Here is a 26,312-nt window from a genome sequence, read left to right on the forward strand (position 1 = left end):
CATGGACATAAAATTATTAATCAACGTTGACCTACAGTTTTTTGCTGGTGAGAAAACGGAAAAAGCAACACCGAAAAAGCGGCAGGATTCACGAAAAAAAGGACAAGTATTAAAAAGTCAGGACGTCACTGCCGCCGTATTACTGTTATTGTCATTTTTCTTTTTACTTTTCTTTGCACCATTCATGTACGAAGGTATGAAGGGTTTTTTACTGCAAGCACTTAACCGCAATATGTTAATTGAAACGCTGAACGCTGAAACCGTAATGGATATGTATGTTGAATCCATTAAAGAAATGGCAATTATCGTTCTGCCGATTATGGTCATTGCCATAATTGCAGGTATTGGAGCTAACTTTTTTCAGTTTGGCTTACTTTTTACAACAGAAACATTAAAAATAGATTTAAAAAAAATGGATCCGATCAAAGGGATCAAAAAGATAATTTCTGTTAGAGCAATCGTCAATTTAATTAAATCATTATTGAAAGTTACGTTGATCGGGACTGTGACAACTGTTGTCATTATTGTCTATTTAGAAGATGTATTGTCGCTTGCTTTACATAGTCCAGCGCAAATTTTGGCCACCGTAGCATACTTGTCGGCCATCATGGGAATTGCTGCATCGATTATGCTCGTATTCATTGCATTGTTTGACTATATTTATGAACGGTATGAATATGAAAAGCAATTAAAGATGTCAAAACAGGATCTTAAAGATGAACATAAAAATGCAGAGGGCGACCCGCTGATCAAGTCGAAAATTAAACAGCGTCAACGTGAAATGGCAATGCGCAGAATGATGCAGGATGTACCTGCTGCAGATGTGGTCATTACAAACCCGACCCATTTCGCCATTGCGCTAAAATACGACGAAGATATGATGGATGCGCCAAAAGTTGTTGCAAAAGGCACCGATTTTGTCGCACAGAAAATTAAACTTATTGCAAAAGAACATGATGTCATTATGGTAGAAAATCGTCCGCTTGCCCGTGCGATGTATGACCAGGTTGAAATCGGACAGGCTGTACCGGAAGAGTTTTTCAAAGCAGTTGCCGAAGTTCTTGCATATGTATACCGGATTAAACGCAAAATTTGACATAGATTTCAGGAGGGACAACAATGCAAATACGCGACATAGGGGTTTTAGCTGCAGTGATCATGGTTGTAGCGATGCTCATTATCCCTCTTCCACATTGGCTACTCAGTTTTTTAATTATTATAAATATTACATTTGCGCTGCTCGTGTTATTAACTTCAATGAATATGAAGGAAGCGCTCGATTTCTCGATTTTCCCAACTGTCATTCTATTATTAACGTTGTTCCGTCTGGCATTGTCTGTATCTACGACACGTGCGATTTTAGCGGAAGGTGACGCAGGTAAAGTAGTAGAGACATTTGGTAATTTCGTAACAGGCGGTAATATTTTAGTAGGTTTAGTTATTTTCCTATTATTAGTTATTATCCAGTTCATCGTTATTACAAAAGGTTCGGAGCGTGTTGCGGAAGTTGCTGCGCGTTTTACTTTGGATGCGATGCCTGGTAAGCAAATGAGTATCGATGCAGATTTAAACGCCGGAATGATTTCGGAAAAGGAAGCGCGCGAACGTCGTGAAAAAGTATCCGGAGAAGCAGACTTTTATGGAGCGATGGATGGTGCGACGAAATTCGTTAAAGGGGATGCGATTGCCTCTATCATTATGGTCGGCATTAACTTACTGTTCGGTATGATAATCGGTATGGTTCAGATGGAGCTGAGTTTCGGTGAAGCAGCATCGAAGTATTCAATGCTGACAGTCGGTGATGGACTAGTATCGCAAATCCCGGCATTACTAATTTCCACTGCAACAGGGATTGTTGTAACACGTGCCGCTTCTAAAGGAAATCTTGGTTCAGATATTACAGCACAATTATTTGCTCAATCAAAACTGCTTTATGTCGCTGCAGGTACAATTCTTCTGCTCGGATTATTCACACCGATTCCAGACTGGATTACAATTCCGATTGCGATAGCATTAGCGACTGGCGCGTTCTTGATGGATCGCAAAAAAGAGGAAACACCGGAAGAGATTATGGAATTCGAAGAGGAAGTTGCTTCTGATACGATGAAAAGTCCGGAAAATGTTATTAATCTATTGAATGTAGATCCAATCGAATTCGAGTTTGGGTACGGATTGATTCCGTTAGTGGATGCGGCCCAAGGCGGGGATTTATTGGACCGCGTAGTTATGATCCGCCGTCAGCTTGCATTGGAGCTCGGTATTGTTATACCGATTGTCCGAATCCGCGACAATATCCAGCTTCAGCCAAATGAGTACCGAATTAAAATTAAGGGAAATGAAATGGCAAGAGGCGAATTACTGCTTGATCATTATTTGGCAATGAGTCCAGGGGATGATAATTCAATCGATGGTATTGATACAATCGAGCCGTCATTTGGATTGCCTGCAAAATGGATTACAGAAGCAGTAAAAGAGGATGCCGAAATGTTCGGTTATACAGTAGTTGATCCGCCGAGTGTTGTTTCTACACATTTAACCGAAATTATCCGTGCAAATGCCCACGATCTGCTTGGCCGTCAAGAGACGAAGCAGCTGATCGATCACTTACGCGAAACCCATGCGATTTTAGTGGACGATTTAATTCCAACACCATTATCAATAGGGGAAGTACAAAAAGTATTGGCAAAACTATTGCGTGAAAATGTTTCTATACGAAACTTGCCAATCATTTTTGAAACATTGGCAGATTACGCAAAGCTTACTAGTGATCCTGATATTTTAACAGAGTATGTGAGACAGGCGTTGGCTAGACAAATCACATCTCAATTTATTAATGGTCAACAAGCATTGAAAGTTATCACAGTATCTGCAAAAGTAGAAAAACTTGTAGCTGATAGCATACAGCAAACAGACCACGGAAACTATTTAGCAATGGATCCGCAGCAGTCGCAATTCGTATTGGAAGCTATTGCAAAAGAAGTGGAGCGTGTTTCCTATACAGAACAGTCGCCAATTATTTTATGTTCGCCAGCTGTGCGACTTTATATAAGACAGTTAACAGAACGTTATTTCCCGCAAGTACCGATTCTTTCATATAACGAATTGGATGCAGCCGTTGAAATTCAAAGTGTAGGGGTGGTGAATGTTGAATGAAGATGAAAAAATACAATGCACCTTCCATTGCTGAGGCAATGAAACAAATTCGCGCCGATTTAGGGGAAGATGCGGTTATTCTGAATTCGAAAGTCGTCGTGACGAAAAAGTTTTTCGGATTAGTAAAAAATAAAAGCTATGAAGTCGTGGCAGGATATGACCAGATGGAAAAGAAACCTTCATTGCCGTCTTTTGAAGACATGCCGACATTTGCGCCGCAATTGAAAGAAGAAGGGATTACCGAAACTGCTTCGTCTGTGGAACCGTACAAAAAAGTTCCGCAAGACGATGCTGGCGTCATTCCTGAAAACCTGGCCAAAGAGATTGCGGATTTAAAATCAATGATGCAATCGATGCAGCGTATGTCGACACAATCTCAATATCCTGATGAACTCTTGTCTTTTATCGACTTTCTACGTGAGCAGGAACTTGGAGAGGAGCTTATCACAAAAATCAGTGATGAGCTTTTTATGTATTATAACGGGCATGGCCAACAAATCACATGGAACGATATGCAGGAAGTTGCCAAGGACTATTTAAGAAAAGAATTGTATGACTTGCCGATCAGCGGAATTTCATATGAGAAAAAATACATTAATGTGCTAGGACCAACAGGTGTCGGGAAAACGACAACGATAGCGAAAATGGCAGCACGTGCAGTTCTTGAAAAGAAGAAGAAAATCGGCTTTATTACAACAGACACATACCGTATCGCCGCGATTGAACAATTGAAGACGTATGCCGCATTGCTGCAGGCACCTGTGGAAGTTGTTTATAATGCAGCAGATTATGCAGAAGCGATTAAAAAGTTTGACCATTTGGATTTAATTTTTATTGATACAGCCGGAAGAAACTATAAAGAAGCAAAATATGTAGAAGATTTAAAGTCATTAATACAATTTAGCGAACAAGTAGAATCCTACCTCGTTTTATCTTTAACATCTAAGCAAAAAGACTTAGAATCAATTATTGAACAATTTTCGAACATGCATATTGAAAAATTTATCTTTACGAAGCTTGATGAAACAAATTCTATTGGCACTATGTTTAATTTAATGATTAAATATAATAAAGGACTAGCTTATTATACGAATGGTCAAGAAGTACCAGAAGATATTGAACAACCAAATAGTGATAATTTACTAGAACTTTTCTTCAAGGAGAATTCGGATGAAAGATCAAGCTGAAAAATTGCGTCAGAAAATGCTTGGAAGTGAACATAGTTCAGGGCGGTCAATTGCAGTTGTTAGTGGAAAAGGCGGAGTAGGTAAAAGTAACTTTACGACAAACTTCGCAACTCTATTATCAAAAAAAGGAAAAAAAGTAGTTGTTTTAGATATGGACATCGGTATGGGGAATGTACACATTCTCATAGGGAGTTCTGCGAAATACAATTTAAAGGATTACCTGGATGGCCAAGTACCGCTTGAAGAAGTACTGTGCGAAACGAATGAAGGAGTAAGCTATATTTCCGGCGGGTCCGGAATGTCGTCTTTAATGGAATGGTCTCCTGAAGTTTTTGCCCGTCTTGTCTCGGCTTTTGAAACATTACAGAAAGAATACGATTTTGTTTTATTCGATATGGGAGCGGGTGTTGTAGATTGGTCTTTAGATCTATTAACATCTATTGAAGAAATTATTGTTATTTCTACCGCAGAACCGACGTCTATTATGGATGCTTATTCTATGATGAAATTTATTCATATGAGAGACCCGATGAAGAAATTTTATCTTTTAGGCAATCGGGCGTATACAGTCGAAGAAGGGCAAGATACGACACAACGCCTAAAAACAGTGATGCACCGTTTTTTGGAGAAAGAAGTAACGATTTTAGGCTCACTGCCGGAAGATTCTGTTGTGCGTCAAGCAGTACGTCAGCAAGCGTTATTTACACTCGTGTATCCTGATGCCCCGGTTTCTAAAACGTTGTTAAAAATTGTTGATCAATTTTTAACAGCGCAGGCCGAATTGAAAGAAGTGCATGCAACGAATGAATCTATAAAATTTATAGCAAAATTAAAAAACATCTTTTCGAGAGGGCGTGAGTAAATGAGCAACTTACAGAAAACTAAACTGCTAGTTGTTGATGATTCCGCCTTTATGCGGAAGCTAATAAGCGATTTTTTTTCGGATCATCCGAATATTGAAGTGATCGGGGCAGCACGTAATGGGAAAGACGCCATTAAAAAGATCGAGCAGCTGAAGCCCGATGTCGTGACAATGGATGTGGAAATGCCGGAAATGAATGGGATGGAAGCATTAAAAGAAATTATGCATAAGTATCCATTGCCTGTAATCATGCTTTCCAGTACGACAATGCGCGGAGCAGAAAATACATTAATGGCAATGGAATACGGTGCAGTAGATTTTGTTGCAAAACCAAGCGGCTCCATTTCATTGGATTTACATAAAATTAAGGATGAACTCGTACGAAAAGTGGAAGGGGCTTCTAAAGTAACGGTTTCGAAACTGAGAAAACCTTTCCAGAAAACATCAGGTGTGAGTCAGGCAATACGTCATCCATTTAACAATGAAGAATCTAAATTAAGTAGTGTGACAAGACCTACCGTTAACATTGATGTACCGATTAAAAAAACGGAGTGGAGCAAAACTTCGAAGAAAATCATTTTAATCGGGACTTCAACTGGTGGCCCAAGAGCATTACAGGAAGTTATTACAAAGATTCCTGCAAATGTGGCTGCACCGATTTTAATTGTACAGCATATGCCTGCCGGTTTTACAAAATCATTGGCAGCAAGACTGGATCAATTAAGTGAAATTCATGTAAAAGAAGCAGAACAGGGTGACCTTTTGCAAAAAGGGACTGCCTATATTGCGCCGGGTGGCTACCATCTTAAATTAAGAAAAGTAGGGTCGTCATTCGCTGTCGTTCTCGATGATCATGAACCGCCAAGAGCAGGCCATCGCCCATCTGTAGATGTCATGTTTGAAGATGTCAGCCAGTATTCGGAGTTCGATAAAATTGCCGTCATTATGACCGGAATGGGCTACGATGGTTCAAAAGGTCTAATGTCGCTCAAAAAAACAGGTAATGTCATGGCTATTGCCGAGTCAGCAGAAACATGTATCGTATATGGAATGCCAAAAGCTGCCGTGGAAACGCAGCTTGTAGATGAAGTGGCGGATGTTGATGATATTGCCAAAACAATTATGAAATATATGCCTTAAAAAGGGGTGCCCTCTAAATGGAATTAAATCAATATTTGGAAATGTTCATTGAAGAAAGTAAAGAGCATTTACAAGCGTGCAGTGAACACTTATTAGAATTGGAAAAAAATCCGGAAGACTTAACGATTGTCGGAGAGATTTTCCGTTCGGCACATACTTTAAAAGGTATGGCAGCAACAATGGGCTTTGAAGATTTAGCCGACTTAACACATAAAATGGAAAATATTTTAGATGCAATCCGCAATGATAAAATCAAAGTAAATGCTGAAATTTTGGATGTCGTTTTCGAATCTGTCGACCATTTAGAAGAAATGGTATTCGACATTGCAGATGGCGGTGATGGTAAACGCAATGTGCAAGCAACTGTCGAAAAGCTTAAGCGCATTGAAGCAGGTGAACCTGCAACTGCATCTGCTGAAGAGCCAATACCTGGGCAAGAAGTTGCGGCTGCAATGGTAGCGAATGAATCTAATCAGCCAGCTGAAACAGCCGAATTGAAATTGTCCTATGATGATTTTGAAAAAACGGTCATTCTTCAATCATCTGAACAGGAATTTAATGCATATGAAATCACAGTTGCTTTGCGTGAAGATTGCTTGTTAAAAGCTGCTCGTGTATTCATGGTATTCGAAATCCTGGAGAAAAACGGGGATGTCATCAAATCTACTCCGACGGTAGATAAACTGGAAGAAGAACAGTTTGATAGTGTATTCCATGTAGCCTTTATTTCGAAAGAGCCAGCGGAAGACTTGCAAAAGATGCTGATGAAAGTATCGGAAGTTGATCGCGTTGTTGTCAACAAAATCGAACGTGATGTATTTGTTACGAAAACTGCCGCAATTGAAGTACCTGCTGAAGAAGTACAGCAACAGCCAGCAGTACAGGAAACTGTAACTGCTGTCTCTGAAGAACAGCCTAAAAAAGCAGCTTCTGCTAAAAATAACAATAGTAAATCAGGGCATGCATCGAGTAAAACGATTCGTGTAAATATCGAACGTCTTGATATTCTAATGAACTTGTTTGAAGAACTTGCAATCGATCGCGGCCGTCTTTTATCGATCGCCGGTGATGTAAATCATGGGGAGTTGAATGAAACGGTTGAACGAATGAGCCGTACAATGGGAGATCTGCAAAATATCGTTTTAACGATGCGCATGGTTCCGGTAGATACAGTATTTAACCGTTTCCCGAAAATGGTACGCCAATTGTCCCGTGATTTGAATAAAAAAATCGAACTTAAAATTGTCGGTGCAGAAACAGAGCTTGACCGCACAGTTATTGATGAAATTGGAGATCCGTTAGTTCACTTGATCCGCAACTCTGTGGATCATGGAATTGAAAGTCCTGAAGTGCGCCGTGCAAAAGGCAAACCGGAAGAAGGAACAGTGGAACTTCGTGCTTATCATAGCGGGAACTATGTATTCATCGAAATTGAAGATGACGGCGCAGGGATCAACCGCGATAAAGTGCTGGCAAAAGCATTGTCTAAAGGAATTGTTACACATGAGCAATCATTGACAATGACCGACAAACAGATCAACGAGTTGATTATGGCTTCCGGTTTCTCAACAGCCGACGTCATCTCAGATGTTTCGGGCCGTGGTGTCGGTCTGGACGTTGTGAAAACAACGATTGAATCATTAGGCGGCAACATTTCGATTGAATCGACTCAAAATGTCGGGTCGGTCTTCTCAATTCAATTACCGCTGACACTGTCGATTATTTCAGTGATGCTCGTAGAAATCGAAAATGAAATTTATGCAATTCCGTTATCATCTATTATTGAAACATCGATTATCCGTCATTCAGATATTTTGAACGCTCATAATCAAAAAGTAATCGATTTCCGTGGTAAAGTTGTGCCGCTTGTATTCCTGGAAGAAATTTTTGAAGTACCGCGTGCCGAACAAAAAAATGATGGCTTCCATTCTGTTGTAATCGTACGCAAAGGCGATAAATTAGCTGGTTTAGTAGTCGATTCATTTATCGGTCAGCAGGAAATTGTGTTGAAATCATTAGGTAACTACTTAACGAATATCTTTGCGATTTCAGGTGCAACGATTTTAGGAAACGGAAAAGTGGCGTTAATTGTAGACTGTAACGCACTGATGAAGTAAAAGGATAAGAGGTGTGAAGAATGACGAATGCAACAGAGCAAAAAAACTTGAAAGTAATTGTTTTTCAATTAGCAGATAAAGAATATGCCATTCCTGTTTCGCACGTAAAGGGAATCGAAAAGTTAATGCATATTACACGTGTACCGAAAACAGAACGTTATGTAAAAGGTGTCATTAATCTTCGTGGTGTTGTAACGCCTGTCATCGATTTACGTGAACGTTTTGACTTGCCGGTATCAGGTAACGAAGAAACAACCCGAATTATTATTATTACACTGGAAACGATGGAAGTCGGTTTTATTGTCGATTCAGCAAATGATGTATTGGACATTGATGCATCTTCCGTTGAACAGCAACCGGAAGTGGTTGGCTCTCTAGAGGAAGATTTTATTGCAGGTGTCGCAAAATTGGAAAACCGCTTATTAATTTTACTTCACTTAGATAAAGTATTAAATCCGATAGATTAATTTCAATGAATAATTTTCCAGGTAAGCCGTGCTTGCCTGGAATCTATTAAAGTAGGGATTGAAAATGAACTTTAGTGAAAAAATTACGCCGATGCATTTAGATGTATTAAAGGAAATCGGAAATATTGGTGCTGCACATGCGGCTACAGCATTATCGAATTTATTGGGAAAAAAGATCGATATGCGTGTACCCGATGTGAAAATGGCCTCGTTTAATGAAATGATGGAGCTCGCTGGCGGCTCGGAAAATGCTGTTGTCGGCATTTATCTTCGAATAGAAGGGGATGCTCAAGGAAGCATGTTTTTCATTTTGCCGATTGAACAGGCAAACCGATTTATTCGAAGTCTCATCCATGACGAAACTTTTGACTTTCACTCACCACCATATTCTGAACTGGGCTTGTCGGCGATGCAGGAAATGGGCAATATTTTATCCGGCTCTTATTTATCGGCCTTATCCGATTTTACGGGTCTTAAAATCTATCCGACAGTACCGGGACTAAGTGTTGATATGTTTGGCGCGATTATTAGCATCGGACTGATTGAACTATCACAAGTAAGTGATACGGTCATCGTCATTAACACATCTATATATGAAGAAGTGATGTCTGATGATGAAGCGGTAAAAGGACAGTTCTTCCTGTTGCCTGAACCCGATTCATTTGAAGCGATTTTTAAAGCATTAGGAGTGCCTACGACATGATAGTTATTAATTCAAACGAAGTGATTAAAGTAGGCATTGCACAAATGGATATCGTGAAAATTCCTAAAACGATTCGTACGTCTGGATTAGGTTCCTGTGTCGGTGCAGTCATTTACGACGACTCCAAAAAAGTTGCCGGTATGGTCCATGTCATGCTGCCGGATTCCAGCTTAAATCGAACGGCCACAATGAATGCCGCAAAATTTGCCGATACGGGAATTGCCGCTTTAGTCGATCTTTTAAAACAAGAAGGTGTGCAGCCCTTTAAGTTGAAGGCAAAAATTGCGGGCGGCGCACAAATGTTCCAGTTTACGTCAGATAAAGATTCCATGAGGATCGGACCTAGAAATGTGGAAGCTGTAAAAGCGAAGTTGAAAGAGCTGGGCATACGGCTTGTCGCTGAAGACACGGGTGGAAACAGCGGTCGTACAATCGAATTTAACCCTGAAACGAGCATGCTTCAAGTTCGTACTGTCAATAAAGGAGTGAGTGAAATTTAATGTTTGGTTCAATATATTATAATTTTTGGGCAGCACTACTTTCATTCGCTGTATATTTTATCGCTGCAATTCAAAATCCTTATGCGATGCCGCTGCCGACGATCGGTGCAGCTTTTGTCGCTGCTGTCATTGCATTTAGTTTAATGTTTCTGATCCGCTATTTCATCGGCTATGTATTTTATACACCCGAAGTACCTGTTATGTTACCGACAGAAGAGGAACTGGCTGTAGTTGCGAAAGAGACGGCAAAAACAGAGACCGATCCGCAAAATGGACATACGGCAATGGAAGTTGAAGAGGAGAATACGGAAGAAATTGCACAAGTCGTTCGTTCGATGCTTCAAAGCGATGAATCCCTTTCACGGTAAAAGAGTCGTAAATCCGACTCTTTTTTATTTAGTGAAATATAAGGAAATACTGTGTCGAAATACTGGATTAAATGTATATTAAAAGGCTTTTTGATATAATGAAGACAATTAATGTTACTTTTCAAATAAAGGGGTGGGTATGTTTGACAGAACAAAGGCATAGAGACGAACAATCATTATGGGTTCGTTGGACAAAGAACCGTGATCCCGAAGCTGGCGATTTATTAATAAAAAAGTTTAAACCACTCGTATCATATCATGTACAGCGTATTGCTGTAGGGCTTCCGAAGAACATTTCCAGAGACGACCTAATGAGTCTTGGGATGATGGGGCTGTTTGATGCGTTGAATAAATTTGATATAAACCGAGATTTAAAATTTGATACGTATGCCTCATTCCGTGTGCGCGGTGCTATTCTCGACGGTTTACGTAAAGAGGACTGGCTCCCAAGATCGGCGCGGGAAAAAGCAAAAAAGCTGGAATCGCAAATCGAATCACTAGAGCAGAAGCTGATGCGCCATGCGACACCGGAAGAAGTAGCAGCACATATGAATTTGCCGGTCGAAGAAGTGTACCAAACGTTCCAGGAGCATTTTTTCTCGAATGTGCTGTCCATCAATGAGCAGCTGGACCAGGAAGAATCGGAAGGCAAGTCCTTTGTTATCCGTGATGACAATACGAAAACACCTGAGCAGCAAACAGTTCATGTAGAGCTATTGGGCGATTTGGCTGAAAATATTAAAAAGCTGAATGAAAAAGAACAGCTTGTTATCAGTCTGTTCTACTCGGAAGAATTAACATTAACCGAAATCGGTGAAATACTGGAACTGTCGACATCAAGAATTTCGCAAATCCACTCAAAAGCATTGTTTAAATTACGTAAATTATTGTCTTCGGAAATGATCAATACGTAAGGAGGCGGCGTTATGAGCTTGAAAGGTCTGGAGTTGCAGATTGCGATTCCGAAAACATTCGAGGCAGGGAAAATGGCGGATCAGCGTCAACAAAACACGATCCTGCAGCAAATGCATGCAAACGAAGCACTGAACAGGGAATTGGAACGCAAACTATTATCCGTCAATGAAACAGAGCATTTGAACACAGTCAATGATGACGAGCAGGAAACTGCTTCCCAAAGCGGGGAAGAGCAAATGCAGGACAACAAGAAAAATAAGGAACAGCTAGATCAGAAAGTGCAGCACCCGTTTAAAGGGAATCTTTTTGATTATAGTGGCTAGGAGCAGTCAACATGATCGCAGTTATAATTACGTTGTTTCTTATCCAAATGATTACGATTTTTGCAATTGTTCTTTTATATAGTAAACTTTCTAAATTTAAGAATTTGGAAAAGCGCCAAAATGAACTGATTAATGAAATGGACAATGCGATAAGTGTATATTTAATGGAAATGAAAGAAGAAAACGACCGGCTAATCAGCGAGTTGAAAAAAACGGATGTCCCTCAGAAAAAGGCAACATCCCGTAAAGAGGAGTCTTCACTCGCTTTAAAAGAGCAGCCGGTAAAAGAACAGGAAATAGAACCGCGCAAATTCGTTCCGGTCAAGCAAGCAGCTAGTGCCTATCAAAAACAGAAAACACAGCAGCATGTTGAGGAGAAAAACGATGAACCAACAGTAATAGCGGAACCGCTTTCTGAAGAAAATGATGTTCAAGAAGAGAAAATGACGTTCGAGCAGGAAGTCATCCATCATTACCGCAATGGAAAAACAATTGAAGAAATTGCAAAAATGATGGAACGCGGGAAAACAGAAATTGAACTCCTCGTAAAGTTTCATGCGTAAAGTAGTTGCACTTGAAAGTCTATTATGATATATTTACAAATGGTGTTAACAATACACACGTATTTTGATGTAGTAAGTGGTGCTCGTAAGTCTACGGGTAGCTTGTTGCAGATGAAAAATACGGAGGAAAAAAACCAAACATATTAGGAGGAAACACTCATGTCAGTAATTTCAATGAAACAATTACTAGAAGCTGGTGTACATTTCGGTCACCAAACTCGCCGTTGGAACCCAAAAATGAAGAAATATATCTTCGTAGAGCGTAACGGCATTTACATTATCGATTTACAAAAAACGGTTAAAAAATTAGAGGAAGCATACGATTTCATGCGTCAAGTTGGTCAAGACGGTGGTAAAGTTTTATTCGTAGGTACGAAAAAACAAGCACAAGAAGCGATCAAAGAAGAAGCTGAACGTTCAGGTAACTACTACATCAACCAACGTTGGTTAGGTGGTACTTTAACTAACTTCGGTACTATTCAAAAACGTGTACAACGTATGAAAGATATCGAAAAAATGGAAGAAGACGGCACTTTCGCTGTACTTCCTAAAAAAGAAGTAATCCAACTTAAAAAAGAGCACGAGCGCTTAGTTAAATTCTTAGGCGGTATCCGTGATATGAAAGCTATTCCGGACGTAATGTTCGTTGTAGACCCTCGTAAAGAGCGTATCGCAGTTGCAGAAGCAATCAAATTAAACATCCCTCTAGTTGGTATCGTAGACACTAACTGTGATCCAGATGAAATTGATTACGTAATCCCTGCAAACGACGATGCTATCCGCGCGGTTAAATTATTAACTGCTAAAATGGCTGACGCTTTATTAGAAGCTAAACAAGGTGAAGAAGAAGCTCCTGCAGTAGAAGAAGCTACAGCTGAGTAATTCACTGTTAGAAAAGGTGATAAGTGGATGAACCCCTTATCACCTTTTTTTGAGAAATGAATTTGAAGATGTATGAATCGTTGAAAAATAGCGGTTTATCGCTTAAAGTATGAAATAGTGTAAATAAATTTTTTCATTATATTTAGGAGGAAACTCAATATGGCAAACATTACTGCACAATTAGTAAAAGAATTACGCGAAAAAACAGGCGCAGGTATGATGGACTGTAAAAAAGCATTAGTATCAACAGAAGGTGACATCGACGCTGCAATCGATTTCCTACGTGAAAAAGGTTTAGCTGCTGCTGGCAAAAAAGCTGACCGTATCGCTGCTGAAGGTACAACTTACATTTTAGAAAACGGTAATGAAGCGATTCTTTTAGAAGTAAACGCTGAAACAGACTTCGTTGCGAAAAACGACAAGTTCCAAATTTTAGTTTCTTCTTTAGCAGAGCAATTATTAGCTGCGAAACCAGAATCAGTAGAAGCTGCTTTAGAATTAGAAAAAGACGGCGTGAAAATCGCTGACCAAATTTCTACAGCTACTGCTACAATCGGTGAAAAAATCTCATTACGTCGTTTCGAAATCAAAACAAAAACTGATGCAGATGCATTCGGTTCTTACTTACACATGGGCGGACGTATTGGTGTATTAGTAGTTCTTGAAGGTTCTACTGACGTTGCTGCTGCAAAAGATATCGCTATGCATATCGCTGCAATCAACCCAACTTACATTTCTCGTGACGAAGTTTCTGCTGACGAAGTAGAACGTGAGCGCAAAGTATTAACTGAGCAAGCGTTAAACGAAGGTAAACCAGAAAACATCGTAGCGAAAATGGTAGAAGGCCGTCTTGGTAAATACTTCGAAGACGTATGTTTATTAGACCAAGCTTTCGTTAAAAACTCAGATCAAAAAGTACGCGACTTCGTAAACTCATTAAATGCTACTGTAACAAGCTTCACTCGTTATGCAGTTGGTGAAGGTATCGAAAAGCGTGAAGATAACTTCGCTGAAGAAGTAATGAGCCAAGTTAAAGGTAACTAATTAAATTACAACTTAAATTAACACTAATTTAAGCAAACAGTAGGGAGCACCATTTGCGTGTTCCCTATTTTTAAAGAAATCTATTTTTGAATGAAGCGAAGTACGATACATAAAAATTACGTCGTATTTCCTTTTAAATAAATGAGTAACGGAGGTCTACTATGGGTGTGTCAGAGTACAAACGAGTAGTTATTAAACTTAGCGGGGAAGCATTAGCTGGAGAATTAGGCTTCGGTTTCTCACCGGATGTTATTAAATCGATCGCTGCAGAAATTAAAGAAGTTATCGACTTAGGTGTAGAGGTCGCATTAGTTGTCGGCGGAGGCAACATTTGGCGCGGTAAAATCGGCGCTGAAATGGGTATGGAACGTGCCAATGCAGATTATATGGGGATGTTGGGAACAGTGATGAATGCACTTGCATTACAGGATTCATTGGAAAATCTGGGTGTTCCTACACGTGTTCAATCATCAATCGTTATGACACAAGTTGCAGAGCCATATATTCGACGTAAAGCAGTTCGCCATCTGGAAAAAGCGCGTGTTGTAATCTTTGCTGCGGGAACAGGTAACCCATACTTCTCGACAGATACTACAGCAGCTTTACGTGCCGCAGAAATTAATGCAGATGCAATTTTAATGGCGAAAAATAATGTGGATGGCGTTTATTCTGCAGATCCAAAATTAGATTCTGAAGCAGTTAAGTATGACACACTTACGTATTTAGACGTTATTCAGCAAGGTTTACAAGTAATGGATTCTACAGCTTCGACATTATGTATGGATAATGATATCAAGCTTGTCGTTTTCAACTTATCAGAACCAGGTAATATTAAACGTGCCGCATTAGGCGAAAATATTGGAACAGTTGTTAGGAGAGATGCGTAATGACACAACAAGTATTAAATCAGGCAAAAGAAAAAATGACAAAATCAATTAATGCTTTCTCACGTGAATTAGCTTCAATTCGTGCAGGTGTAGCAAATGCTTCACTATTGGATCGTATTATGGTGGACTACTATGGTTCTCCAACACCGATCAACCAAATGGCAGGTATTTCTGTACCGGAAGCACGCCTTTTAGTTATTCAGCCTTATGATAAATCAATCTTAGGTGAAATCGAAAAAGCGATTATGCGTTCAGATATCGGGATTACACCGACAAATGACGGTAATGTCATTCGTTTAGCTGTACCGGCATTAACTGAAGAGCGTCGTAAAGAATTAGTAAAACAGGTGAAAAAAGAAGCGGAAGACGCAAAAGTTGCTGTACGTAACGTGCGCCGTGATGCAAACGATGACCTGAAAAAATTAGAAAAGAACGGTGAAATCACAGAAGACGAACTACGCGGCTTCAACGATGACATCCAAAAACTAACAGACAACTCAATCGTTAAAATTGAAGAGTTAGTGAAAGAAAAAGAAAAAGAAATTTTAACAGTTTAATTTTAATTTGCTTCGCGCTGGTGGATCACATTAGCGCGAAATCTTTTTCTGGCGATGTATGAACTTTACATGGATTAAAACGTCCTGCTAATAAGGGCGTTTTTTTTACAATAATAGATAAAATTTAAATTTGTTAGGGAAATATAGCTGTAGCAAAAAACATGCACATGAACCCGTTCCCCCTAATTGAAAGTATAATTTGTGGAAAAAATACATATGAAAGATTAAAAGAAGCACAATTATTCTTTAAGATACTAAAGAAGTTCATTATATAAAAAGGACAGGCTATCCCTTTTTTGATATGATAAAAAAGGAAACAGTCCGATTTGTGCAGTTGGGGGTATTAACTATGTTTAAAAAACTTTTTGGGAAAAATACAAATAAAGAACAATCATTCAGTAGTGAAAATGTGGACTTAGTTAAGGGAGAGGATATCCCGACCCATATTGCAATTATTATGGACGGAAATGGACGTTGGGCAAAAAAACGTTCAATGCCTCGAGTTGCAGGGCATCATGAAGGAATGAAAACAGTTCGAAAAATAACACGTTGCGCTTGTGATTTAGGAGTAGAAGTATTGACGCTCTATGCGTTTTCAACGGAAAACTGGAAGCGTCCTAAATCAGAAGTGGAATTTTTAATGCGTTTACCAGAGCAATTTTTAAATTCCTTTTTACCAGAGCTGATGGAGCGAAATATTAAAGTAGAAATGATCGGTGTGATGGATTCATTGCCGGAATATACCCAATCTGCTTTAAAAAAGGCTATGGAGGCGACTGCAGGGAATACAGGGTTAGTCTTAAACTTTGCGATGAATTACGGTGGGCGTGCTGAAATTGTAATGGCGATGCAAAAGCTTCTGAAAGAGGTAGAAGCAGGAAACCTTACAATTGACGAATTAAATGAACAACATATTTCCCAGTATGTAATGACGGCTCATTTACCTGAACCCGATTTATTAATTCGCACGAGTGGTGAAGTGCGCATAAGTAACTTTATGCTATGGCAGCTTGCCTATACGGAATTTTGGTTCACTGATACGCATTGGCCGGATTTTGACGAAGCTTGCTTAAAAGAGGCAATCTCTGTGTATCAAAACCGTAACCGCCGTTATGGGGGGCTGAAAGGAGAAGGAACAAGTTGAAACAACGCATCATTACCGGAGTAATTGCTGCAGCATTATTTATTCCATTCGTAATTTATGGAGGAACGCCATTTGCGATTTTAATGAGTATTATCGCAGCCATTGGTTTCTATGAATTGCTGAAAATGAAAGGAATTTCAATTGCATCTGTTCCAGGTATTATTGGTACACTTGCATTATTCGTATTGGTTGTACCAAATGATTGGTCACTGAAAATCGTTGAATTTTTCCAATATGATTCATTATTGATGATCGTATATGGAATCGCGATATTACTGCTGATTTATATTGTACTTGTAAAAAATAAAATGACGTTTGATGAAATTGGTTTCATCGTGCTAGGGGCATTATATGTCGGCCTTGGTTTCCATTATTTTATCGAAACACGTTTTATCGGTTTGGAATATGTCGTGTTTGTGCTATTAGTCGTATGGACAACAGATTCCGGTGCCTATTTTGTTGGACGCAAATTAGGGAAAAATAAATTATGGCCGGAAATTTCGCCGAAAAAAACAGTGGAAGGTTTTATTGGCGGGATTGTTATTGCAGTTATTTTCGCGATTGCGATGCAGCTTACGTATCCTTTTGCATCAAGCTGGCTGCAATTAATCGTTGTAACAATTATTGCATCGATTATTGGTCAAATGGGCGATTTAGTCGAATCGGCTATTAAACGACATTATGGTGTCAAAGATTCGGGTAATATTCTTCCAGGACACGGCGGTATTTTGGACCGCTTTGACAGTTTACTATTTGTCGTACCATTACTGCATTTTTTGCATTTCTTTTCCTAGGACATAGAAGGGACGTATCATTGTGAAAAAAATTAGTTTATTAGGTGCAACAGGTTCCATCGGATGGCAGACTTTTGATATTTTACTTGCAAATCCGAACGAATTTAAGCTTGTTGCATTTTCAGCCGGACAAAATATTGAAAAGTCCCGCGAAATTATAGAAAAACTTCAACCAGAATTAGTTTCAATGCAAACGGAGGAAGCGGCAGGCATTTTACAAAAAGAGTTCCCGCATGTTTCCTTTACATATGGCGAAAAAGGATTGGTCGAAGTTGCGACACATCCGGATTCGACAGTGCTTATCAATGCGGTATTAGGCAGCGTTGGACTGGAATCGACACTCGCTGCAATCCGTATGGGGAAAACAATTGCCATTGCCAATAAAGAAACACTTGTAACAGCCGGCCATCTTGTCATGGCGGAAGCGAAAAAATACAATGCCCCGATCTTACCGGTAGACAGTGAGCATTCAGCTATTTTCCAATCGATGAACGGTGAAAATAAAAAACGAATCGAGCGTATTATTTTAACGGCATCGGGTGGTTCATTCCGTGATAAAACAAGAGATGAGCTGGTAGGAGTAACCGTTAAAGATGCACTGAATCATCCGAACTGGTCAATGGGAGCCAAAATTACAATTGACTCAGCGACAATGATGAATAAAGGGCTTGAAGTGATTGAGGCACATGTACTGTTTGATATGCCTTATGACAATATCGACGTATTGCTGCACCGTGAAAGCATCATTCACTCGATGGTGGAATATGAGGATACAAGTGTCATTGCACAGTTAGGAACACCGGACATGCGTGTACCGATCCAATATGCGCTTAGCTACCCGGACCGTTTACCGCTTTCAAACGGCCAACGTTTAAATTTAGCCCAAATTGGACAGCTTCATTTTAAGGAAGTGGATTTTGACCGTTTCCGCGCATTAAAACTTGCATATGATGCAGGGCGAATGGGCGGTACAATTTTAACGGCAATGAACGCGGCGAATGAGGCAGCTGTTGCATTGTTTTTACAGGAAAAAATTACTTTTTTACAAATTGAAGAATGTATTGAGCGTATTATGAATAGTCATAACAATATCGCTTTGCCAGATTTAGCAACTATTTTACATGTAGACAGTGAAACGAGAAAAACAGTCGCAAGCATGGTAAAATAGTAAAGTGTGAAAAACGGACGTGAAAAACGAAAAGGTGGACATCCCCTCTTTGTACAAGCGGTGCCTTTTTCAAGAGCTTGATTGCTAGAAAAGATTGAGCGAAATAATACTCGGCTCAGTTCCAATGAAGGTGGGAGATTATGCAAACAGTTATAGCCTTTATTTTAATTTTTGGCTCACTCGTATTTTTCCATGAGCTAGGTCACTTCTTATTTGCAAAGAAAGCGGGCATTATGGTGCGTGAATTTGCGATTGGTATGGGACCGAAGATTTTTGGGATGACGAAAGGTGAAACAGTCTATACGCTACGATTATTGCCGATTGGCGGTTATGTAAGAATGGCCGGCGAAGATACCGATACGGTAGAATTGCAGCCTGGTTACCGCGTAGCTTTAATAACGAACGAAGAAAATATTGTAGAAAAAATCATACTCAACCAAAAAACACATTACCAGAACGTCATCTTTTTAGAAGTGGAGCGTGCGGATTTAGAACGCGAACTTTGGATTGAAGGTTATGATGAGGATGATCAGTTCATCCGCTACAATGTATCACGTACAGCAAGCATCGTTGAAAATGGTACGGACCAGATGATTGCACCGCTTGATCGCCAATTCAATTCAAAATCCGTTGGTGCTCGTGCGATGGCCATTTTTGCAGGTCCATTATTCAACTTTATTTTAGCGTTTTTCATCTTCCTGATTATCGGGCTGATTCAAGGGATTCCATCCGATGAACCGATTATTGCCGAAGTTGTGGACGACTCTGTTGCGAGCAGTGCCGGTTTGGTTGATGGGGATAAGGTTGTCAAAGTAAACGGTCAGCCGATTTCAACTTGGGAACAATTATCCACGCAAATTTTCAATAACCCGAACAAAACTGTGACATTCGAAGTTGAACGTCCAGCGGGCAATGAAATCATTGAACTTACACCGAAAGCTGTGGAACAAGAAGGCGGCCAACCGTATGGCCAAATCGGTGTTATGCGTTCCATCGAAAAAAATCCATTACAAGCCGTAGTGTATGGTGTGGAAGAAACGTATAACATGATTATTACAATCGGAAAACTTGTCGGAAAACTGGTTACCGGCCAATTCTCAATTGACGCTTTATCAGGACCGGTAGGAATTTATAAAACAACTGAAACGGTCGTAACTTTCGGTTTATATAATATTCTATACTTTGCGGCAATGCTGAGCGTCAACTTAGGAATTATGAACTTATTACCATTACCAGCACTTGATGGTGGCCGTTTACTATTCTTCGCTGTTGAAGCAGTAAGAGGAAAACCGATCGACCGTCAAAAAGAAGGTATGGTTCACTTCGTCGGAATCCTCCTCCTGATGATCTTAATGGTCGTCGTGACATGGAATGATATCCAGCGATTCTTCTTCTAAAAACAATTAAGATGATTTAACTAGGTGGCGAGCAGGTTGATTGACCCTCAATGGAAATCAACCCTATGTCAGAGGTAGAATCTCTTTTAAACAAAATACGTTTTAAAATGGCAGCTTTGAGCGTTTTGTATGAATAATACTAGCGTTCAAAGCTAAATTTGATTAGTATTATAGAAGTAGCAATTTAAATAAAAAAGGTGGCACTATTTATGAAACAGACCAAAACGTTTATCCCTACATTAAGGGAAAACCCATCCGATGCAGACGTGAAATCGCATCGCATGCTATTGCGTGCCGGATTTATCCGTCAAAATGCAGCAGGAGTATATTCATACTTACCATTAGCGCGCAAAGTATTATCAAAAATTGAACAAATTATTCGTGAAGAAATGGAAGCGATCAATTCAATCGAGCTATTAATGCCTGCATTGCAACCAGCAGAGCTATGGCAGGAATCAGGTCGCTGGGAAGCATACGGTCCGGAGCTTATGCGTTTAAGAGACCGTCATGACCGTGACTTCGCTCTAGGTGCTACACATGAAGAAGTAATTACAACTTTAGTGCGTGATGAAATTAAATCATACAAAAAATTACCGTTAACACTTTTCCAAATCCAAAGTAAATTCCGTGATGAAAAACGCCCACGCTTCGGTTTGCTGCGCGGACGTGAATTCATTATGAAAGATGCGTATTCTTTCCACTCATCACGTGAATCACTTGATGCAACATACGATGATATGTACCAAGCATATTCAAATATCTTCACACGTCTTGGCCTGAACTTCCGTGCTGTAATTGCCGATGCAGGGACAATTGGCGGTAAAGGTACACATGAATTCATGGTACTTTCTGAAATCGGGGAAGATACAATCGCTTATTCGGATACATCGGATTATGCGGCAAATATCGAAATGGCAGAGGTTGTTGTAGAATATACAGCACCGACTACACCGATGAAAGACATCGAAAAGATTGAAACACCAGACCAAAAAACAATTGAAGAAGTATCGGCATTTTTAAATGTGGAACCTTCAAATGTGATCAAATCACTAGTTTTTGATATTGATGGTGAATTGGTTGTTGTTTTAGCACGTGGTGACCATGAAATTAACGATATTAAACTGAAAAATGCATTAGGTGCTACATCTGTTGAATTGGCAGAAGACGCAGCTATTAAAGAATTACTAGGCTGTGCACCAGGTTCAATCGGTCCTGTGAAATTACCGGTAAATGTGAAGGTTATTGCGGATAACGCAATCAAATCAATCCGTAACGGTGTTGCAGGTGCAAACGAAGATGGATTCCATTTATTGAATGTCAATCCGGAGCGCGACTTCGCAATCAGCTCTTATGAAGACATCCGTTTCATCCAACAGGGTGACCCATCACCGGACGGTCAAGGGATCATTAAGTTTGCTGAAGGTATTGAAGTTGGACATATTTTCAAATTAGGTACAACGTATTCAGAAAAACTAAATGCAACATTCCTTGATGAGCAAGGTAAAGCACAACCATATATTATGGGATGCTACGGTATCGGGGTTTCTCGTATACTTGCTGCGGTTGCAGAACATTTCCAAGATGAAAACGGATTTGTATGGCCTGCACAATTAGCACCATACGATTTGCAACTGGTACCAGTTAATACGAAAGACGAAGCACAAGTTCAATTAGCGGACGAGCTTTATGGTGTACTGAAATCATACCGCTACGAAGTGTTGTATGATGACCGTGCAGAACGTGCCGGCGTAAAATTTGCGGATGCAGATTTAATCGGATTACCTGTTCGTATTACAGTAGGTAAAAAAGCTTCGGAAGGTCTTGTGGAAGTGAAATTCCGTTCAACAGGCGAATCTGCAGAATGGGCGAAAGAAGAAGTAGTCGATCGCTTAAACGAATATTTCCGCCAAAACTAGTAAGATTAAGATAGAGAGAACGGGAAAGTACATTTTTTACTGTACTTTCTTTTCTTTTTCATTGAAAGTGAAGGAACCGCTTATTTTAAATAAAGCGGAGCATTTTTCTATGCCCATCGATCCCTTCGCCTTACAATGGAAACAGCAAGATGAAAGGGTGAAACAATTGTCAAAACAGGAAGGAAGACAAAAATTCCTACTATTGTTACAGCAGCTTGAATTGACTGACGATGTCTATATGTCCTTTTTTGAAAATGGAACACTCGAACGTGTAACGGTTCATAAAAAGAAACGTATTTGGGACTTTAAAATAAAAATAGAAAATATATTGCCGTACCAAGTGTATCAGTTACTGCGAATGCGGATGGTCGAGAAATTCTCGCCTATAGCCAATGTGTTACTGACGATTGAATCACATAATCCGGTTGTCAATGAGCAGCATATTTTGGATTACTGGCAAGTTGTAGTTGAGCAATTGGATGAAATGTCGCCATTATTGCGTGCCAATTTATCGAAACAGACACCGAAATGGACAGGGCATAAGCTGATTGTGACATCGATGCTCGAAGTCGAGTATTTATCATTAAAAGCGAAGTATACAGATAAAATTGCCGAGTCGTACAAAACATTCGGTTTCCCTCATATTCCGCTTGAATTCCAGCTTGTAGAGGAAAATGATGAATTTATCGCCCAGCAAGAAGCATTTTATCAGCAACGCCAAGAAGAGGAAGAGCGACTGTCCAAACAGGCGATGGCCGATTTTGCGTCGCGTGAAAAAGAGAAGGCGGCCAATCCTGGTGCTGTTTCCAATGGAGATACACCGTTCCAGATTGGTGCTCTTATTAAAAATCCGGATCCAGTCGAAATCCGTACAGTACTGGAAGAAGAACGTTCGATTGTACTGGAAGGGTTTATTTTTGCATGTGACATTAAAGAACTGCGAAGCGGACGATCATTGCTTGAATTTAAAATTTCCGACTACACCGATTCGCTAATGGTCAAAATGTTCTCAAACGGGGACGAGGATGTCGTGAAGATGAAGCAGATGAGCAAAGGAATGTGGGTACGTGTACGCGGATCCATTCAGCTTGATACATTTGCCCGCGATTTAGTCATGATGGTAAAAGACATCAATGAAATCAAGCGTGAACCTAAAAAAGACCATGCTCCGGAAGGCGAAAAGCGTGTTGAGCTCCACCTGCATACACCGATGAGTCAGATGGATGCAATGACATCTGTCGATAAGCTTGTCGCTCAAGCAGCCAAATGGGGTCATCCTGCGATTGCGGTAACTGACCACGCTGTTGTTCAGGCATTCCCTGAAGCATATGCTGCCGGTAAGAAAAATGGCATTAAAGTCATTTACGGCGTGGAAGCAAACTTGGTTGATGACGGAAAACCAATTGTTTATGATCCGATTGATGTGGATCTTGAAGATGCTACGTATGTCGTATTTGACGTAGAAACAACCGGCTTTTCAAATGTGTATGACACAATTATCGAGCTGGCGGCCGTTAAAATAAAAAATGGTCAAGTTATTGATACATTTGAACGTTTCTCAAACCCGCATCGTAAATTAACTGCAAAGATTATCGAGCTGACACATATTACCGACGATATGCTCGTCAATGCACCAGAGCTGAATGATGTTATCCGCGAATTCCATGACTTTATCGGCGATGGCGTAGTTGTTGCGCATAATGCATCGTTCGACTTAGGCTTCCTATATGTTGCCTACAAAAATGCCGGTATAGAAGTTCGCCACCCGGGTATCGATACGGTCGAATTATCCCGTTTTGTGAACCCAGGGCAAAAAACGCATAACTTAAAAACATTAACGAAAAAATACAATATCGAACTGACCCAGCATCACCGTGCCATCTATGATACGGAAGCAACGGGTGAGCTTTTCCTGCATTTACTGAAACAGGCTGCAGATTTAGGTATTAAAAACCTGATTGAAATGAATGACCATGTCGGCGGTGAAGAAGGGTATAAACAGTCACGCCCAAGTCACTGTACAATTTTGGCGGTAGATGACGCGGGACTAAAAAATCTGTTTAAGTTAATTTCGATTTCGCATACGGAAACATTTTACCGTGTACCACGTATTCGACGCTCCGATTTGCAGAAACTACGCCAAGGTTTAATCGTTGGCTCCGGTTGCTCGAATGGTGAGCTGTTTGAAACAATGATGAATAAAACGCAGGAAGAAGCCGAGCGTATCGCAAAATTCTATGACTATTTGGAAGTAATGCCGAAACCGGTCTATTCGCCACTGGTGGATGGCGGTACGGTCCATGATGAATGGGCATTGGAAGACATTATCCGCCGTATCGTCAAGCTTGGCAAAAAGCTGAACTTGCCGGTTGTAGCTACAGGAAATGTTCACTACCTGCATGAAACCGATGCGAAGTTCCGTCAAATTCTTGTTGGCTCAATGGGCGGGGCAAACCCGTTAAACCGGAATCCTTTACCGAAAGTCCATTTCCGGACAACAGATGAAATGCTGAAGGAATTTGACTTTTTAGGTCCGGATTTGGCGAAGGAAATTGTTGTGACAAATACACAGCTTGTCGCAGATATGATTGGCGATGTAAAACCGATCAAGGATGATTTATATACGCCGAAGATTGAAGGCTCGGATGATGAAGTAACGAATCTGACTTATGAAATGGCCCATAGCATTTACGGCGAAAATTTACCGGAAATTGTCCAGGCCCGCATTGATAAAGAACTGAAATCCATTTTAGGGCACGGGTTCGGGGTAATTTACCTGATCTCTGCCAAGCTTGTAAAAAAATCGCTTGCTGACGGATACTTAGTAGGTTCCCGTGGTTCCGTAGGGTCATCCCTCGTTGCGACATTCATGGAAATTACAGAAGTAAATCCGCTGCCGCCGCATTATGTTTGTCCTAAGTGCAAGCATTCTGAGTTTATCGCGGATGGTTCGGTTGCCTCAGGCTATGACTTACCGAACAAACAATGTCCGGAATGTGGTGCGCCGTATAAAAAAGACGGCCAGGATATCCCGTTCGAAACGTTCCTAGGATTCAAAGGAGATAAGGTACCTGATATCGATTTGAACTTCTCCGGTGAATATCAGCCACAGGCGCATAACTATACGAAAGTGCTGTTCGGTGAGGATTATGTATTCCGTGCAGGAACGATCGGTACGGTCGCTGAAAAGACAGCATACGGTTATGTAAAAGGATACGGAAGCGACAATGGCATCACTTACCGAAATGCGGAAGTGGACCGACTTGTGCAAGGATGTACAGGGGTAAAACGTACAACCGGACAACACCCGGGGGGCATTATCGTAGTACCGGATTATATGGATATATACGACTTCTCGCCAGTACAGTTCCCGGCGGATGCCCAGGATTCGGAATGGAAAACAACCCATTTCGACTTCCACTCGATTCACGATAATATTTTAAAGCTCGATATTCTTGGACACGATGATCCGACTGTAATTCGTATGCTGCAGGATTTATCCGGAATCGATCCGAAAACAATCCCGACAGACGACCCGATTGTTATGAAGATTTTCAGTACGCCGGAATCGCTCGGTGTAACGGAAAAGCAAATTGGTACGAAAACAGGAACGCTCGGAATTCCGGAGTTCGGGACAAAATTCGTACGTCAAATGCTTGAAGAAACGAAACCCTCAACATTCAGTGAACTTGTTCAGATTTCAGGACTGTCACATGGTACAGACGTATGGCTTGGAAATGCACAGGAACTGATTAAAGACGGCACTTGTGTATTGAAAGAAGTAATCGGCTGTCGTGACGATATTATGGTTTATTTAATTTATCAGGATTTGGACCCGTCGTTTGCCTTTAAAATTATGGAGTCTGTCCGTAAAGGTAAAGGGTTAACAGATGAGATGGAAGCGGAGATGCGTGCGAAGAAAGTGCCGGAATGGTATATCGATTCATGTAAAAAGATTAAGTACATGTTCCCGAAAGGTGCGACACGTTGGCAGCACAACCCTAACAGAAATGTTGGATAAAACTGCCCCAATAAGTAATTACTTATTTGAGAACTATATAAAACGATTCGAAAGGTGAAATCCCTTTCCACTACTAACAGGAAGTAGTGAAACACCCTAAGCACTGCGACTGGCTTGAAATTTCTCACAAAGGAAAAGTCAGAGAGCTCGCTAAAGTCATCTCGAAAGCATAACACGTAGATGTGTGTAGAGGTGGGGGTCCTA

General features: G+C 40.4%; 23 protein-coding genes. All 23 read left to right on the forward strand.

All coding sequences use genetic code 11. From position 1 onward, the window contains the following. The first annotated feature begins 1 nt into the window (after position 1). Entirely contained in the window at positions 2–1,096 is a 1,095-nt protein-coding gene (flhB, locus tag MKY51_RS04710; RefSeq protein WP_339175566.1) for a flagellar biosynthesis protein FlhB, read from the forward strand. Between the two features lie 23 nt (positions 1,097–1,119). After that, positions 1,120–3,153 carry a flagellar biosynthesis protein FlhA gene (gene flhA / locus MKY51_RS04715; RefSeq protein WP_339175568.1) on the forward strand — a complete coding sequence of 678 codons (2,034 nt, stop codon included), beginning with the start codon at positions 1,120–1,122 and terminating at the stop codon, positions 3,151–3,153. Then, positions 3,150–4,340, forward strand: a complete 1,191-nt coding sequence (flhF, locus tag MKY51_RS04720; RefSeq protein ID WP_339175570.1) for a flagellar biosynthesis protein FlhF — start codon at positions 3,150–3,152, stop codon at positions 4,338–4,340. The genes flhA and flhF overlap by 4 nt, the downstream gene beginning before the upstream one ends. Continuing rightward, a complete protein-coding gene (locus tag MKY51_RS04725; protein WP_339175572.1) occupies positions 4,324–5,202 on the forward strand; it encodes a MinD/ParA family protein in 879 nt (292 codons plus the stop codon). The genes flhF and MKY51_RS04725 overlap by 17 nt, the downstream gene beginning before the upstream one ends. Beyond that, on the forward strand, positions 5,203–6,342 hold the full coding sequence (locus MKY51_RS04730) for a chemotaxis response regulator protein-glutamate methylesterase (RefSeq protein ID WP_339175573.1): 1,140 nt from the start codon (positions 5,203–5,205) through the stop codon (positions 6,340–6,342). 17 nt (positions 6,343–6,359) lie between these two features. Further along, positions 6,360–8,459 carry a chemotaxis protein CheA gene (locus MKY51_RS04735; RefSeq protein WP_339175574.1) on the forward strand — a complete coding sequence of 700 codons (2,100 nt, stop codon included), beginning with the start codon at positions 6,360–6,362 and terminating at the stop codon, positions 8,457–8,459. Between the two features lie 20 nt (positions 8,460–8,479). Continuing rightward, positions 8,480–8,926, forward strand: coding sequence for a chemotaxis protein CheW (locus MKY51_RS04740; protein ID WP_339175575.1), 447 nt, complete (start codon positions 8,480–8,482; stop codon positions 8,924–8,926). Between the two features lie 64 nt (positions 8,927–8,990). After that, positions 8,991–9,629, forward strand: coding sequence for a chemotaxis protein CheC (locus tag MKY51_RS04745; RefSeq protein ID WP_339175576.1), 639 nt, complete (start codon positions 8,991–8,993; stop codon positions 9,627–9,629). Then, positions 9,626–10,129 carry a chemotaxis protein CheD gene (locus MKY51_RS04750; RefSeq protein ID WP_339175577.1) on the forward strand — a complete coding sequence of 168 codons (504 nt, stop codon included), beginning with the start codon at positions 9,626–9,628 and terminating at the stop codon, positions 10,127–10,129. The genes MKY51_RS04745 and MKY51_RS04750 overlap by 4 nt, the downstream gene beginning before the upstream one ends. After that, on the forward strand, positions 10,129–10,497 hold the full coding sequence (locus tag MKY51_RS04755) for a multidrug transporter (RefSeq protein WP_339175578.1): 369 nt from the start codon (positions 10,129–10,131) through the stop codon (positions 10,495–10,497). Before MKY51_RS04750 ends, MKY51_RS04755 begins: the two co-directional genes overlap by 1 nt. A 143-nt stretch (positions 10,498–10,640) precedes the next feature. Further along, positions 10,641–11,411, forward strand: coding sequence for a FliA/WhiG family RNA polymerase sigma factor (locus tag MKY51_RS04760; protein WP_079525256.1), 771 nt, complete (start codon positions 10,641–10,643; stop codon positions 11,409–11,411). Positions 11,412–11,423: 12 nt separating this feature from the next. Beyond that, on the forward strand, positions 11,424–11,735 hold the full coding sequence (locus MKY51_RS04765) for an RNA polymerase subunit sigma (protein WP_339175579.1): 312 nt from the start codon (positions 11,424–11,426) through the stop codon (positions 11,733–11,735). Between the two features lie 11 nt (positions 11,736–11,746). After that, complete coding sequence (locus MKY51_RS04770) at positions 11,747–12,298, forward strand: hypothetical protein (RefSeq protein ID WP_339175580.1); 552 nt, start codon at positions 11,747–11,749, stop codon at positions 12,296–12,298. Positions 12,299–12,457: 159 nt separating this feature from the next. Then, positions 12,458–13,180: a 30S ribosomal protein S2 gene (gene rpsB, locus MKY51_RS04775; RefSeq protein ID WP_079525262.1), complete on the forward strand. Its 723-nt coding sequence runs from the start codon at positions 12,458–12,460 to the stop codon at positions 13,178–13,180. A 159-nt stretch (positions 13,181–13,339) separates the two neighbouring features. Then, positions 13,340–14,224, forward strand: coding sequence for a translation elongation factor Ts (tsf, locus tag MKY51_RS04780; protein ID WP_339175582.1), 885 nt, complete (start codon positions 13,340–13,342; stop codon positions 14,222–14,224). Positions 14,225–14,385: 161 nt separating this feature from the next. After that, positions 14,386–15,111: a UMP kinase gene (pyrH, locus tag MKY51_RS04785; protein ID WP_339175584.1), complete on the forward strand. Its 726-nt coding sequence runs from the start codon at positions 14,386–14,388 to the stop codon at positions 15,109–15,111. Next, entirely contained in the window at positions 15,111–15,668 is a 558-nt protein-coding gene (gene frr, locus MKY51_RS04790) for a ribosome recycling factor (RefSeq protein ID WP_339175585.1), read from the forward strand. The genes pyrH and frr overlap by 1 nt, the downstream gene beginning before the upstream one ends. 349 nt (positions 15,669–16,017) lie before the next feature. Next, positions 16,018–16,812, forward strand: a complete 795-nt coding sequence (locus tag MKY51_RS04795) for an isoprenyl transferase (RefSeq protein ID WP_339175587.1) — start codon at positions 16,018–16,020, stop codon at positions 16,810–16,812. Further along, a complete protein-coding gene (locus MKY51_RS04800) occupies positions 16,809–17,606 on the forward strand; it encodes a phosphatidate cytidylyltransferase (RefSeq protein ID WP_339175588.1) in 798 nt (265 codons plus the stop codon). The genes MKY51_RS04795 and MKY51_RS04800 overlap by 4 nt, the downstream gene beginning before the upstream one ends. 22 nt (positions 17,607–17,628) lie before the next feature. Further along, positions 17,629–18,774, forward strand: coding sequence for a 1-deoxy-D-xylulose-5-phosphate reductoisomerase (gene dxr / locus MKY51_RS04805; RefSeq protein ID WP_339175589.1), 1,146 nt, complete (start codon positions 17,629–17,631; stop codon positions 18,772–18,774). A 140-nt stretch (positions 18,775–18,914) separates the two neighbouring features. Next, positions 18,915–20,171 carry an RIP metalloprotease RseP gene (gene rseP, locus MKY51_RS04810; protein WP_339175590.1) on the forward strand — a complete coding sequence of 419 codons (1,257 nt, stop codon included), beginning with the start codon at positions 18,915–18,917 and terminating at the stop codon, positions 20,169–20,171. A 209-nt stretch (positions 20,172–20,380) separates the two neighbouring features. Further along, positions 20,381–22,087 carry a proline--tRNA ligase gene (locus tag MKY51_RS04815; RefSeq protein ID WP_339175592.1) on the forward strand — a complete coding sequence of 569 codons (1,707 nt, stop codon included), beginning with the start codon at positions 20,381–20,383 and terminating at the stop codon, positions 22,085–22,087. A gap of 109 nt (positions 22,088–22,196) precedes the next feature. Further along, positions 22,197–26,108, forward strand: a complete 3,912-nt coding sequence (locus MKY51_RS04820; protein WP_339175593.1) for a PolC-type DNA polymerase III — start codon at positions 22,197–22,199, stop codon at positions 26,106–26,108. Positions 26,109–26,312 lie beyond the last annotated feature (204 nt).

Source organism: Solibacillus sp. FSL R5-0691, from assembly GCF_037974225.1.
GTDB lineage: Bacteria > Bacillota > Bacilli > Bacillales_A > Planococcaceae > Solibacillus.

Bases quoted from the DNA above. Each gene is read 5' to 3' on its own strand.
- MKY51_RS04755 (WP_339175578.1), top strand. From the start codon at position 10,129: ATGTTTGGTTCAATATATTATAATTTTTGGGCAGCACTACTTTCATTC.
- frr (WP_339175585.1), top strand. From the start codon at position 15,111: ATGACACAACAAGTATTAAATCAGGCAAAAGAAAAAATGACAAAATCA.
- rpsB (WP_079525262.1), top strand. From the start codon at position 12,458: ATGTCAGTAATTTCAATGAAACAATTACTAGAAGCTGGTGTACATTTC.
- MKY51_RS04795 (WP_339175587.1), top strand. From the start codon at position 16,018: ATGTTTAAAAAACTTTTTGGGAAAAATACAAATAAAGAACAATCATTC.
- flhF (WP_339175570.1), top strand. From the start codon at position 3,150: ATGAAGATGAAAAAATACAATGCACCTTCCATTGCTGAGGCAATGAAA.
- rseP (WP_339175590.1), top strand. From the start codon at position 18,915: ATGCAAACAGTTATAGCCTTTATTTTAATTTTTGGCTCACTCGTATTT.
- MKY51_RS04765 (WP_339175579.1), top strand. From the start codon at position 11,424: ATGAGCTTGAAAGGTCTGGAGTTGCAGATTGCGATTCCGAAAACATTC.
- pyrH (WP_339175584.1), top strand. From the start codon at position 14,386: ATGGGTGTGTCAGAGTACAAACGAGTAGTTATTAAACTTAGCGGGGAA.
- MKY51_RS04745 (WP_339175576.1), top strand. From the start codon at position 8,991: ATGAACTTTAGTGAAAAAATTACGCCGATGCATTTAGATGTATTAAAG.
- MKY51_RS04740 (WP_339175575.1), top strand. From the start codon at position 8,480: ATGACGAATGCAACAGAGCAAAAAAACTTGAAAGTAATTGTTTTTCAA.
- MKY51_RS04820 (WP_339175593.1), top strand. From the start codon at position 22,197: ATGCCCATCGATCCCTTCGCCTTACAATGGAAACAGCAAGATGAAAGG.
- MKY51_RS04725 (WP_339175572.1), top strand. From the start codon at position 4,324: ATGAAAGATCAAGCTGAAAAATTGCGTCAGAAAATGCTTGGAAGTGAA.
- flhB (WP_339175566.1), top strand. From the start codon at position 2: ATGGACATAAAATTATTAATCAACGTTGACCTACAGTTTTTTGCTGGT.
- MKY51_RS04735 (WP_339175574.1), top strand. From the start codon at position 6,360: ATGGAATTAAATCAATATTTGGAAATGTTCATTGAAGAAAGTAAAGAG.
- MKY51_RS04730 (WP_339175573.1), top strand. From the start codon at position 5,203: ATGAGCAACTTACAGAAAACTAAACTGCTAGTTGTTGATGATTCCGCC.
- MKY51_RS04770 (WP_339175580.1), top strand. From the start codon at position 11,747: ATGATCGCAGTTATAATTACGTTGTTTCTTATCCAAATGATTACGATT.
- tsf (WP_339175582.1), top strand. From the start codon at position 13,340: ATGGCAAACATTACTGCACAATTAGTAAAAGAATTACGCGAAAAAACA.
- MKY51_RS04750 (WP_339175577.1), top strand. From the start codon at position 9,626: ATGATAGTTATTAATTCAAACGAAGTGATTAAAGTAGGCATTGCACAA.
- MKY51_RS04815 (WP_339175592.1), top strand. From the start codon at position 20,381: ATGAAACAGACCAAAACGTTTATCCCTACATTAAGGGAAAACCCATCC.
- flhA (WP_339175568.1), top strand. From the start codon at position 1,120: ATGCAAATACGCGACATAGGGGTTTTAGCTGCAGTGATCATGGTTGTA.